The organism is Cellvibrio japonicus Ueda107 (genome assembly GCF_000019225.1).
Classification (GTDB): Bacteria; Pseudomonadota; Gammaproteobacteria; order Pseudomonadales; family Cellvibrionaceae; genus Cellvibrio; species Cellvibrio japonicus.
This window is the reverse complement of record NC_010995.1, coordinates 249,129-261,980: the sequence shown is the minus strand read 5'-3', so window position 1 is coordinate 261,980 and position 12,852 is coordinate 249,129. Positions and strand designations below refer to the sequence as shown.

Sequence of the window (12,852 nt, the reverse complement as noted above, 5' to 3'; positions counted from 1 at the left end):
ACATGATTGATTCACAACCTCGTTTAAGTTTTGAATTCTTTCCCCCCAAAACTGCGGAGGGAAAGGAAAAGCTGCTCAGGGTGCGCGACCAGCTGGCGCAATTCGCGCCCGATTTTTTCTCGGTGACCTACGGTGCCGGTGGCTCCACACGCGATAACACCAAGGGGCTGGTCACCCAATGTAAAGCCGATGGCATCAGTGTTGCGCCACACCTGTCCTTTGGCGGGGACGACGAAGCGACGATCAAAGCCCTGTTGCAGGATTACCAGACAACCGGCGTGGATCGCATCGTGGCCCTGCGCGGCGATATGCCTTCGGGTGTCGGCGGCGCCTACCAATTGGTTTATGCCAATGAATTGGTGGCATTTATCCGCCAGCATTTCGGTGATCACTTTCACCTCGAAGTGGCGGCCTACCCGGAAATCCATCCCCAGGCCAAGAGTTACAGCGACGATATCCGCTATTTGAAAGGTAAATTCGATGCGGGTGCCAATAGCGCCATCACCCAATATTTTTTCAACCCGGATGCGTATTTTTACTTTATTGAACAGTGCATCAAAATCGGCATTACCCAGCCGATTTACCCCGGTATCATGCCGATTATCAACTACAAAAACCTGACCCGTTTTTCCGATACCTGCGGCGCTGAAATTCCGCGCTGGTTGCGTAAGGCCCTGGAAAATTACGGCGATGATGAAGAAAGCCTGCGGGCCTTCGGTGTTGATCTGGTAACGGAGCTGTGTGAGGTGTTGCTGGAAAACGAAGCGCCGGGCTTGCATTTCTACACCATGAACCAGACCGAGCCTACCGCGCAGATCGTACGCAACCTGGGGTTGATCCCAACCGAGTAATCTGCGCGTTTCCACTGTGGATAACCGATAAAAAAATCCCCCGCCAGAATAGACCTGGCGGGGGATTTTTTATGGTGGAAAATTCACTTCACCTCAGGGGCAGGCGACGTCTTTTCCAGCACCTTTTACGACACGCACCTGCGCAAAGGTCACATCCAATGTGCCACTGGTTAACAGTGAGAAGGGTTGCAGCACCTGGGTCCAGAACTCTTCCGGCGGTTGGGTTACACCGAAGTTTGCGCCGGAATTCGGGTAGCAGTGGAGTGGCACGGTCACTGTCTGCCAATCCTGTCCGGCAAAGCCTTTAAGTTTTTCCGTCAGGTCGATATCCGATGCGCAGTAAGAACCGCAACCCAAGCGCAGGTAAGTCGTCACTGTGGGAGCCGCATTCACCTTGATATCAAAGACCAGCGCCGAATCGGATTTAACGTAGCCGATAAAATCCTGGCGATCACCCACTGACAGGGCAACCTGGCCAGGTCCCGAGCCATTCCATTGCACGCGGCGCGCGTCCTCTTGCTCGTTGCGATCCACCGCCTGAATTTTCAGCGAGGAAGCGGTCACTGTACTGCTGGCCATGGGCACACGGTCATTCTGGTAACCGATGATTTCCAATTGCCAGGGCTCAATCGGACGACGGTTGAACAGGTCGAGCACATCCAGAGCCTCAGCCAATTGAATACCCTCCTCGGACAGGTTGTCACCCAGGGTATCTTTATCGCCATAGCTCAGGCCATAGCCATAGGGGAACAGCGGATCGTAATTGGCATCACCGCGGTTCAGCGGTGTTTGTTCGGGGCGCTTGGGCCAGGAGAAACTCAGGCGGCCTTTCACGTCGTAATTGATCTCGCCCTGCGCATTCCTGAAGATGACATCGGCAATCCCCTGGCCTTCAGTGCCCGGCAACCAGACGGCCACAAACGCATCCGAGGCATTGATCTCGCGGTTCACCCACAGTGGGCGGCCGGAAATAAACAGCGATACCACCGGAATACCCTGGCTGCGTAATTTCTTCAACAGTTCCCAATCGCTGGTGTCGCGTGGTTTATAGGCCATGTTGCCCACATCGCCCTGCATTTCGGCATAGGGATCTTCACCGAATACCACAATCGCCACATCGGGTTTTTCACTAAAGCTGCCATCGTCACTCAGCAGGGTTTTACCACCGGCCTGCTCCACCACGGCGTTGATACCGGCATAGATGGAAGTAGCGCCGGGGAAGTCCGCATTGGTGTTGCCCGTGCCCTGCCAGGACACTGACCAGCCACCGGATTGCTTGCCGATATTGTCGGCACCATCCCCGGTGACCAACACGGTTTGCTGGCGGGCGAGAGGCAGGAGATTATTTTTGTTTTTCAGCAACACCAGGGATTCACGCACGGCCTGGCGGGCAACCTCGCGGTGTTCGGGGGCACCGAGCACGTCTTTTTTACCAGCCAGCGGTCGCGTCGATGGTGCGCCTTTTTCAAACAGGCCCGCACGGATTTTCACGCGCAGGATGCGCCGCACCGCGTCGTCGACCCGCGCCATGGGAAGCTCGCCGGTTTTGGCCTGCGCCAGCAGATTTTTATACAGCTCTTTCCAATCCGGCTCGGGCACCATGTAAATATCCAGCCCTGCCATCAGCGATTGTGGGCAATTAAGCGCGGTACAACCGGGAATAAAACTGTGGCCGCTCCAATCCCCCACCACCAGGCCATCAAAACCCATACGGTCTTTAAGCACATCGGTCAGCAGGTACTTGTGGCCGTGCATGCGCGTGCCTTCCCAACTGGTAAAGGAGGCCATCACCACCTGCACGCCAGACTCAATCGCACTGAAATAACCGGCACCGTGGATATCGCGCAGGACTTTTTCATCGCCCTGGGTTTCACCGCGATCCACACCATTCAACGTACCGCCGTCGCCAATAAAGTGCTTGGCCGTGGCGATAACATGTTCATGGGTAAACAGTCGGTCAGAACCTCCTGTGCCCTGCAGTCCCTCCACCATCTTGCCGGCGAAGGCATGGACAATCTGCGGATCTTCCGACCAGGATTCGTAGGTGCGGCCCCAGCGATCATCGCGCGCTACGGCGACTGTAGGCGAGAAATCCCAATCCAGGCCAGTCGCAGCAATTTCACGCGCTGTCGCCCAACCGATTTGCTTGAGCAACTCCGGGTTGTTGGTCGCGCCCAGACCTATGTTGTGCGGAAACAGGGTTGCACCTATAACGTTACCCAGGCCGTGTACCGCATCGGTACCCCAGATCACCGGAATACCGATACGACCATCAGATTTATCCACCGAGGCGTAATAGAAGCTGTCTGCCAGCTTCACCCAGTCTTCAAGGCTGGCATATTTGTTGGCACCGGGTGTGCTGCCACCGCCGTTTAAGACCGAACCGACGTGGTATTGCTTAATGTCCTCGGGCGTCACATGGCGAATTTCCGGCTGGACCAGTTGGCCGATTTTTTCTTCCAGTGTCATGCGCGCCAGCAAGTCATCCACACGCGCCTCGACTGCCGGGTCTTTTTTAATGGCGCTGTTGAGCACTGGCCACTCCACCTTTTCGGTGGCCTGGGTCGTCACAGTATCGGCAGATACTGTCGTCGTAGAGTCTGTTGTAGAGGGAGCGCGGGAATCACAACCCGCCAGTGCCGCCAGCACCAAAAGCGATGCGGCACTCACGCGCAACAAGCGTTGAGGGAAATCATCTTTCATAGGTATGACCTGATTGTGTAACAGCCTGGTAAAGGCCTATCTAAGGAACTGGAAATAAATGCCGTGGTGATTTTTTGCTCTCGATGCGCGGGTAATGCGGAGTTACCCGTAATTTATATCACCCTCTTGGCGGGGCGTGGTTTGTTAGTAAAAGGTAGCAGTTGGCGCGCCAGGAACGAAATAAATTTACTTTTTATGACGCGCCAGGGGTCGAAAAAGAGGCTTATCGGCACACCGCCAGCCGGGACAACCCCGGATAGCGGCTCCCGCGGATTAGTGTGACAAGGCCTGCTGCTGTAACTGGTGCAACTGGCCAATACCCTGCTTGGCCAGGCTCAACATGGCCGCAAATTCCGCCTCGGTAAAAGGCTCAGCCTCGGCGGTGCCCTGGATCTCGATAATGCCGCCATCATCGCCCATCACCACATTCATATCCGTATCTGCCGCCGAATCCTCGGGGTAATCCAGATCCAGTACCGGAACACCCTGGTAAATCCCGACCGATACTGACGCAATCGCGCGCTTCAGCGGCTCATCCGTCACCCGGCCTTCGGCTTTGAGCCAGGCCACCGCATCGGCCAGTGCCACCCAGGCACCGGTAATCGACGCCGTACGCGTACCGCCATCGGCCTGGATCACATCGCAATCCAGGTGGATGGTGTTTTCACCCAGGGCGTTCAAATCAATCGCCGCCCGCAGCGACCGACCGATCAGGCGCTGGATTTCCACCGTGCGCCCCTGCTGCTTGCCGCGCGCTGCTTCGCGATCCATCCGCGTACCGGTAGAGCGCGGCAACATGCCGTATTCAGCGGTCAACCACCCCTGGCCCTGGCCGCGCAGGAAGCTGGGCACACCGGCTACCACGCTGGCAGTACAAATCACTTTGGTATCGCCAAACTCAATCAATACCGAGCCTTCGGCATGTTTGGTATAGCGGCGGGTAATGCGGATAGGACGTAATGCCTGGGGGTTGCGACCACTGGGACGTTGCATAGGGAATCCTTACGACTAACGGGACAAAAATACGAGTCAGGGAGGTGTGATACCATCCCGCGTTCAATTCATTGATCAAAGCCCGCGAACTCTACCAGCTATCGACTTCGCAGGTAACCGCCAGCCATGAGGAAATGCCATGCCACGCAGTATGACCGGATTCGCCCGCCGTGAAGCCAAACTCCCCTGGGGTACCGCCGTCTGGGAAATCCGCAGCGTCAACCACCGCTACCTGGAGCCCAGTTTCCGCCTGCCGGAAGACTTCCGCGAAATCGAACCGGCCCTGCGCGAGGCCATGCGCAAGGCTCTGCAACGCGGCAAGGTAGAGGCCAGCCTGAGTATCCAGTGGGAACAGGCCGGGGAAACGGAGCTGGGCATCAACCTGGACAAGGTAGCCCAGCTCACCAAGGCCGCCCAGCAAATCAACGGTTTACTCGGCGAAGTCGCCGCACCGGTTAACGCGCTCGAAATCCTGCGCTGGCCCGGCGTTATCCAAAAGCAGGAACTGGACCGCGAGGCCCTGCAAGCCGATGTTCTGCAACTGTTTGAATCGGCACTGGGCGGCCTGATCGAACACCGCTCGCGCGAAGGTGCCGAGCTGGAACAACTCATCCTGGCACGCCTCGACGCCGTCTCCGCCCAGGTCGCCAATGTGCGTACACGCATGCCCGAAATCCTCGCAGCGCAGCGCGAAAAGCTGCACACCAAACTCGCCGCCCTGCAAATCGAACTCGACCCGGAACGCCTGGAACAGGAAATCGTCCTGCTCGCGCAAAAAGCCGATGTGGATGAAGAACTGGATCGCCTCGACACCCACGTCATCGAAGTCAAGCGCAGCCTCAAACAAACCGACTCCCTCGGCCGCCGCCTGGATTTTTTAATGCAGGAATTAAATCGCGAAGCCAACACGCTTTCATCGAAATCTGTGGTGAGTGAAACAACGCAGGCAGCGGTGGAGTTGAAGGTGTTGATCGAGCAGATGCGCGAGCAGGTGCAGAATATTGAATAAGATTATTACCGCTACCTAGCGATCTTGCACATCATAAAAATGAGATAAGCCAATATATTACATTGTCTTATCTCACTAAAGATTAAACGCCTGTTGTTTAATCAGTTGTTCACTGCGACTGATCCCCAACCGGTTCGCAACGGCCTGCCACTCCTTCACTGCACTCAGTACGTCATCATAAATCCGGGTAGCTTCCTCATGGGTTAAGCGAAAGAAGTCAATCACATCAAAAGCTAAACTGTAGTTGAGCTCATTAGACGTATCGTTAATGTTGAGGTGCAAACCCTGTTTGCCAACGATGGGATTAAGGTCATACGCCGGTGAAAGTTTCCACCCTCTTTTGGTAAGTAAGAAACCGTGATTTCTAAGGTGATCGTCGGTGTTAGATACGGCTATGTTAAATACGATTCTGCGCCACAGCTGGGCAAGGTCAGCTTTGGTCTGCGCACCATGATTTGTTAAAAACTCGGCGATTTCGAGATAACTCGCCCCTTCGGAATGTTCGCCATCGTAGTACTGAAGCTGTGTCATGGCTGATGAAAAATGAATACGCTTGCTTCCAATACGATCAAATCGCTTGGTTAGAAAAGTATGGTGCGCAGACGAAAATTTGTGGATTTCACTTGGAAACATGTCAACCCCTGCGGTTTGGGCTAACTCGTAGCACACCATTTCCCAGGCACCAACGTCGACAGTATCATTTTTATTAGGAAACTTGGCGATCCAGAGTTGGTTTTGCTCGTCTGTTACGCAAGCTTTGGGTCTTGCTCCACCCAATGAAGAACCTGGAGAAATCAACATCTTGAGCCAGTGGTAATACTCATCACTGTCAATATTGTCGTCTTTTTCGATTTGGATGGCAGCATGCTCCAACTCACGCAGTGATGTCATGGGTGGAGCTGCGAACTCGGTATCGTTGTCTAAAAAATCTGTAGACTCTGTTGTTTTAAAACGAATCCCCCCCATTCGATAGGAATCGTGTACGCCTAACAAATAGTCTAATTCTGTGAGCCGCGCACTCGGGCGCAAACCTTTGCGACACTCAATGGCGGCTCGACGTTGCATAAGAATTCGTCCCCAACGATCAGGGCATGAGTCCAAAAACGTGCGAAAATTCCTATCGGGAGAATCGTTGTAAAGCTCACCTGTGTGCAGCGTTAGCCGTGGATCAATCTGCAAACAATAATCAGATGTCAAAAAGTGTTTATCATAAGTAAAGCTAAACACCCCACCGCGACTGGTGTCAGCAAACATTAATTGACCAATTAACAAGGGAGCATCAATTGGCATCCAGGACGCATATACCGCTACTGCGGTGCGGCTCATTTTGAGCCTCTCAACAGTTTTATATTCTGCAGTTTGATGCCAACTTCATCATGGGCTGCCAGCTCAGCAAAGTTTTCCTCCATTCCCAGTACAGCCATCACCTTCAGATAGGTACCAATCGCCACACCAGGGTCGCCAGCAAAAACTTTATTTATGGTTTTGTTATCGAAGCCCGTGCGATCACAGATCATCTGTTTAGTGAGCCCACGACGCTTCACAGCCAGCAACAAATCCTCGCCAAACCTGGCCAGGATCTGGTGTTCTCGAGGAAACAGGACTCTGTACATGTCTCTTTTAGCCATTACCCCCCCAAAAAGGGACTATATTCCCAATTAATAGTCATTTAATGGGAATATAGTCCCATAAAAATAAGAAATCAATGCGTCAGGATTACAAGATTCAACAATAACAAGGACTATATTCCCATAATTTTTTTAAAAATAGGAATATAGTCCAATAAAAGTTAATTTAAGCACTAAATCCACATGTAAGGCTAAAAGTTAACTGGGTAAGAGTTTACTAAAGACAAGGTGGCACCAATCCCCGATCACTCCCCCTAAAAACAAACAGGGGGCTTTTAGCCCCCTGTTTGTTTTTTGATACATCCGATATGGCTGGATTACTTTTTAATACCTTCCACATGAAGCTCCAGTTTCACCATTTGTGAAGCGGGGCCTAAGTCCATTTTGATGTTGAAGTCGCGCATGTTGATGTGGGTTTCGCCTTCAAAACCAACGCGGTAACCACCCCATGGGTCTTTACCCTCGCCGACTTTATCCACTTCGATGACGATGGTTTTGGTGACGCCATTGAGGGTCAGGTCACCGATGATATCAAACTCATCTTTGTCATCGGGATCCACTTTGATTTGCTTGCTGACGAATGTCGCCTTGGGGAATTTTTCCACGTTGAGAAAATCCGAACCGCGCAGGTGCTTATCGCGCTCGGCATGGTTGGAGTTAACACTAGTGGTGTCGATGGTGACGCTGATAGTGCTGGCCTCCGGCTTGGCAGGATCGTAGGTGAATTCACCGCTGAAATTGTCGAAACGCCCTGTCAACCAGGAGTAACCCAGGTGTTTCACTGCAAAGTTGATCGAAGCGTGGGCACCTTTGGTATCGATCACATAGCTATCGGCCAGGGCCGGCAAGCTCATCAAACCAATCGAAGAAACCGCCAAGGCCAACAGGGATTTTTTTAACATGATTAAACTCCTTGATTAAATAAACACGTGGATGATTGAACAGTAACGATCAAATACTAAAAAAATTTTAGCTATTTTTGCTTGCCCGGTTTTAGCATCCGCACCAGGGTGCGATCGCGCCAGACAAAATGGTGCATCAGGGCACCAAGTGCATGGAGGACTGCCAGTAGGACAATGCCCCAGGCCAAAAATTCATGGATTTCCCCGGCCAGGTCTACCTGGCTGGCACTGAGCTCCATGATCGATGGTATTTTCAGCAGTCCAAATATTTCGGCCGGCTTACCCTCTGCCGTAGTGATCAGGTACCCGCTGATAATGACGGCAAAGATCAACAGGTAAAAACCCAGCTTAACCAGTTTGGCCAACGCATTATTTAAACGATGGGGAGACAGGTCTTCCGGGGTTGGATTGGCACCGCGCCACACCAGGCGCACGACCATCACCAACAGTAATACCAACCCAAGGCTGATATGCAGTGATGGCCCTTTGTGATACCACTCGTCGTAATAACTCAGGCCGGTCATATAAATACCCAGACCGAACAGGAAGAAAATCAGCAGCGCGCTGATCCAGTGAATACTGATGCTGATCCAGCCGTAATCACGGCGAGTGTCCTTGAGCATGATAAACCCCAGTGGTTTGAGCGCCCGATAATACGGGGGGAGATCCCAGCGATCCCGACCCCAGTGGCGAATGGGCGTGAAGATAACAGTTATAGTCGGGACTGGCATCCGCGCTGAGTCTAGTCCGTGTCCGACTGGCTGTCAGGCGAGCGCGTCATAATTACAATAATTTTTTGTTTTTCAAGGAGTTAATGAAAAATACGACGACAAACAGCAGTAAACCTATCGATTTTTTCGTGCGTTATCATTCAAATTTCGCAGTGATTTATCGGTTTTTTCAGTCATTAGCCTGCCACCTTTTAACCATTTCCCAAGCGTACCGGACGTTTATGCCCCTGTTCATCCAGGGCGACGTAGATGTATTCGCCCTCCGTCACCAGGGAAATTTTTTGGGTGAGGAAATCCTTGATCCAGACTTCAACCCAGACACGGATTGAGGTGTTGCCGATCCGGCGGGTACTGGTATAGCAGCTGATGATGGCGCCGACCGGCACCGGGCGGATAAAACTCATACTGCCCACGGCGACGGTGGTCACACGCCCCTTGGCGACTTCATTGGCGTGTATGGCGCCGGCGATATCCATCTGCGCCATCACCCAGCCGCCAAAAATATCGCCAAAGGGATTGGTATCGGCAGGCATGCTGATAGTTTGCAGGGTGAGGGTGCCGGTAGGCGATTCGGTGTGGGCGGGCATGGGATCACTCGATCAGTGGAGTTCCTGCAAGTATAGAACCCCACTCACCGTCTTCTGCAAGGCAGATCAAATAGCCCTTACTTACTCATCCCTATCTGCTCCGGCAGCCAGGTGACCAACCCCGGCCACAGGGCCATCAGCATGAGCAGCAATAATTGCAGCATTACAAACGGAATGACGCCCCGGTAAATGGCTGCGGTGGGAATAGCAGCAGGTGCAACACCGCGCAAATAAAACAGGGCAAAACCAAATGGCGGTGTGAGAAAGGAGGTTTGCAAATTAACCGCGATCATAATGCCAAGCCAAATCGGGTCCACGCCCATGGCCAGCAACACCGGGCCAACAATAGGAACCACTACAAAAATAATTTCGATAAAGTCGAGGATAAACCCGAGGATAAACATCGCCACCATCACCAGCAGCACCGCCGTGAACACACCGCCGGGCAACTGGTTGAAGAAATGGTGCACCAACTCTTCGCCACCAAAACCGCGGAACACCAGTGAAAACAGCGAGGCGCCTATCAGGATCATGAAGATCATGGCGGTGATCTGGATGGTGGAGCGCGATACCTCGCGCAGGCGCTGCCAGGTTAATTGCTTTTTGAAGAGCGCCAGTAAACAGGCACCCAATGCACCAACGCCCGCTGCTTCCGTGGGCGTGGCGGCACCAATCAAAATGGAGCCGAGTACCAGGCCAATCAGCAACAGCACCGGCAACAGGCTGAGGACTAATTTGAATACCGGTACGCGTTCATCGGTGTCGACCGGTACCCGCGGGATAATGTGCGGACGAAACCAGGCTGTAAACACCACAAACAGCATGTAAATAACAACCAGGGCCAAGCCGGGTACTATGGCAGCAATAAACAAATCACCGACCGACAGGGTTTTCGGGTTGAACACCCCCATTTTCAACTGTGCCTGCTGATAGGCGCTGGAGAGCACATCGCCCAGCAGCACCAGCGCAATCGACGGCGGGATAATCTGTCCGAGCGTACCGGTAGCGCAGATGGTGCCGCAGGCAAAATCCGGGGCATAACCGCGCTTGAGCATCAACGGCAGCGACATCAGCCCCATAGTGACCACCGTCGCACCGACAATGCCGGTACTGGCGGCCAGCAGCGACCCGACCATCACCACCGACAGCCCCAAGCCGCCGGGCAAGCGCCCGCAGGCTTTGGTCATGTTAGCCAGCAGGTCTTCTGCCAGGCGCGACTTTTCCAGCACCGTACCCATAAACACAAACAGGGGCACGGCCACCAGGGTGTAGTTATTCATAATGCCGTAGAGGCGCGTGGGAAAGCTTTTGAGCAGGTTGGCATCAAATACCCCGGCCACAATACCGAATCCGGCAAACCCCAGGGCCACCCCTGCCAGGGTAAAGGCCACCGGATAACCCAATAACATAAAGAGGCAGATGGCAATAAACATCCACAATGGGATCAACTCGATCAGCATGCTGTGGACTCCGCTGGCTGCATCAAATACCAGAGGTTGCGCAGCAATTCCGCGAACGCCTGTAACCCCAGGCTCAGGGCCATCAGCGGCAGCAGGGTTTTAAACAGGTAAACCCCACCCAATCCACCGGAGTCGTTGGAGCTTTCGCGAATCTCCCAGGCGCGCATCACATAATCCCAACTGCCCCAGCCGATGAACACCACCACCGGCAAGGTAAATACCAGGCTGCCCAGGGCATCGACCCAGGCGCGGCTGCGCGGTGAAAAGCGGTTGTAGAGGATATCCACCCGCACATGGCCGCCCTGTTTAAGGGTGTAGGCAGCGCCCATCATAAACACCATACCGTGCATGTAGGTCACAGAATCCTGCAGGGCGATGGAGCCTATGTTGAAACCATGGCGCAGGATAACCACCAGGCTGGAGATGAGCACCATGGCCAGGGTAAGCCAGGCAGTGGTGGAGCCGGTGATATCGGTAATGGCATCCAGCCAGCGTATAGCGCTGGGGGAATCCTTGGCGGACCGGGAAATCAGCTGGGACATTAGGGGCCTGTAACTGTACTGGTGCGTTGTTGTTATGGGGTAGTTCAGGGGCGGGGATTATAGCGATAAGCCCGCACAATACGCGAATTTACCGGTGATAAATGGTTAAAGGACACTAAAAAAACAAACCCGGCACCAGGCCGGGTTTATAGGTACAGTTTGCAGGAAAGCTACATTTTGCCCAATTGCGCCTGGGCTGCCTCACCAATTTCCCCACCGCCCTGGGCAGCCTGCTGGAAATACTCGGTAGCCTGGCTGCGGTTGCCCTTGGCCAGGGCAATCTCACCCAGGTAGTAAGTTGCGATCTGGGTCGGCAGGTAGCGCTGGCTGGTGAGCAGGTCTTTCTCGGCCAGGTCGCGCTTGCCCAGTTGGTTGTAGGCGATACCGCGGAAGACATAGGGTTTGAAGTAAGCCGGGTTAGCCTGGATGGCTTTATCCAGGGCAACTACCGCCTCATCGCGTTTATTTTGCTGCAATAACAACTGGCCTTTCAGCTCCCAGAACAGGTTTTCCTTGGGCTGGGCCCTGGCCGCCTGATCCGCATAGGCCAGGGCATCAATGTATTGCTTGTTGGCCGCCAGCTGCTGGGCTTTCTGGTATTTCTCGTAAGCCGGCTTGTCTTTCACCAACTGGGCAATCGCGCGCTGGTATTGGGTCTTGTTGCGCACACCACCGGGATACTGGGCGGCAGTTTTGCGGTTGGCGTCGACACGCTCCTGTGAAGGCGGGTGGCTGGCAAACAGGCCGTCGATAAAGCCGGCATTGCGCCCTTCCGACAGCTTCACAAAAATCTGCTGCAACTCCACCGCCGCCTGGGCGTCGTAACCCGCCTCGGCCATATATTTGATACCGACACGGTCGGATTCCAGCTCATGGTTGCGGCCGTATTTGGCCTGCCAGGCGGTGGCACCCACGCCCAATGCACCTATTGCGAGGGCGCCGTATTCCGGTTTCTTCTGGGAGATGGCAACCCCGGTCAACAATACCCCTGCCCCCAGGAGTACATTCTGGGTCTGCTGTTGGGCGCCGTGGCGTGCAGCGGCGTGAACGATTTCGTGGCCGAGTACAGCGGCCAATTGGGCTTCGTCTTCCAGGTACATTAACAGGCCGCGGTTGATGGCCAGTTTACCTCCGGGCATAGCCCAGGCGTTGGGGACATCGTTGTTGAGCACGACAAACTCATAGGGCAGGCTGGGCCTGTCGCTCACGGCTGCCAGCTTCCTGCCCACCGACTGCACATAGGTCGTCAATGCCGGGTCGACCGTGTACTGGCCGCCCTGGGATTGCTGGCTGGGCTCATAGTTTTGGGCACCAGTAGCAATTTCCTGCTCTGGCGACATCAGTGAAATCTGGCTTTTTCCGGTGACCGGGTTGACCACACAGCCGCTCAGGGCAGCCAGAGCCAAACCCACAGCAATAAGACGGGCAAGGTTTTTCATAGTAGGA

Annotated in this window: 12 protein-coding genes; 2 read left to right on the top strand and 10 right to left on the bottom strand. The window is 54.0% G+C overall.

Annotation, left to right across the window (positions count from 1 at the left end):
* Positions 1-2 precede the first annotated feature (2 nt).
* Positions 3-851: a methylenetetrahydrofolate reductase [NAD(P)H] gene (gene metF / locus CJA_RS01015; RefSeq protein WP_012485888.1), complete on the top strand. Its 849-nt coding sequence runs from the start codon at positions 3-5 to the stop codon at positions 849-851.
* Between the two features lie 93 nt (positions 852-944).
* On the opposite strand, the gene cel3A is transcribed toward metF, so the two are convergent.
* Both cel3A and rph read right to left on the bottom strand, forming a co-directional pair.
* A complete protein-coding gene (gene cel3A / locus CJA_RS01010; protein WP_012485887.1) occupies positions 945-3,554 on the bottom strand; it encodes a beta-glucosidase Cel3A in 2,610 nt (869 codons plus the stop codon).
* A 273-nt stretch (positions 3,555-3,827) separates the two neighbouring features.
* Positions 3,828-4,547: a ribonuclease PH gene (gene rph, locus CJA_RS01005; RefSeq protein ID WP_012485886.1), complete on the bottom strand. Its 720-nt coding sequence runs from the start codon at positions 4,545-4,547 to the stop codon at positions 3,828-3,830.
* Positions 4,548-4,686: 139 nt separating this feature from the next.
* On the opposite strand from rph, the gene CJA_RS01000 reads away from it, so the two are divergent.
* Positions 4,687-5,556 (top strand): YicC/YloC family endoribonuclease, encoded by an 870-nt coding sequence (locus tag CJA_RS01000; protein ID WP_012485885.1) that lies wholly within the window; start codon positions 4,687-4,689, stop codon positions 5,554-5,556.
* Positions 5,557-5,631: 75 nt separating this feature from the next.
* Here the strand turns inward: CJA_RS01000 and CJA_RS00995 are convergent, their stop codons facing one another.
* The 8 genes from CJA_RS00995 to CJA_RS00960 all read right to left on the bottom strand — a co-directional run bounded on the left by CJA_RS00995 (position 5,632) and on the right by CJA_RS00960 (position 12,845).
* Entirely contained in the window at positions 5,632-6,882 is a 1,251-nt protein-coding gene (locus CJA_RS00995) for a type II toxin-antitoxin system HipA family toxin (protein WP_012485884.1), read from the bottom strand.
* Entirely contained in the window at positions 6,879-7,184 is a 306-nt protein-coding gene (locus CJA_RS00990; protein WP_041550825.1) for a hypothetical protein, read from the bottom strand. Before CJA_RS00990 ends, CJA_RS00995 begins: the two co-directional genes overlap by 4 nt.
* Positions 7,185-7,501: 317 nt before the next feature.
* Positions 7,502-8,086: a YceI family protein gene (locus CJA_RS00985; RefSeq protein WP_012485882.1), complete on the bottom strand. Its 585-nt coding sequence runs from the start codon at positions 8,084-8,086 to the stop codon at positions 7,502-7,504.
* Between the two features lie 71 nt (positions 8,087-8,157).
* The gene (locus CJA_RS00980) at positions 8,158-8,709 is read right to left on the bottom strand and encodes a cytochrome b (protein WP_049765377.1); all 552 of its coding nucleotides are present in this window, start codon (positions 8,707-8,709) and stop codon (positions 8,158-8,160) included.
* Between the two features lie 299 nt (positions 8,710-9,008).
* Positions 9,009-9,404 (bottom strand): acyl-CoA thioesterase, encoded by a 396-nt coding sequence (locus CJA_RS00975; protein WP_012485880.1) that lies wholly within the window; start codon positions 9,402-9,404, stop codon positions 9,009-9,011.
* A gap of 77 nt (positions 9,405-9,481) precedes the next feature.
* Positions 9,482-10,864 carry a TRAP transporter large permease gene (locus CJA_RS00970; protein ID WP_012485879.1) on the bottom strand — a complete coding sequence of 461 codons (1,383 nt, stop codon included), beginning with the start codon at positions 10,862-10,864 and terminating at the stop codon, positions 9,482-9,484.
* Positions 10,858-11,406 (bottom strand): TRAP transporter small permease subunit, encoded by a 549-nt coding sequence (locus CJA_RS00965; protein ID WP_012485878.1) that lies wholly within the window; start codon positions 11,404-11,406, stop codon positions 10,858-10,860. The genes CJA_RS00970 and CJA_RS00965 overlap by 7 nt, the downstream gene beginning before the upstream one ends.
* Before the next feature lie 170 nt (positions 11,407-11,576).
* A complete protein-coding gene (locus CJA_RS00960) occupies positions 11,577-12,845 on the bottom strand; it encodes a M48 family metalloprotease (protein WP_012485877.1) in 1,269 nt (422 codons plus the stop codon).
* Positions 12,846-12,852: the final 7 nt, after the last annotated feature.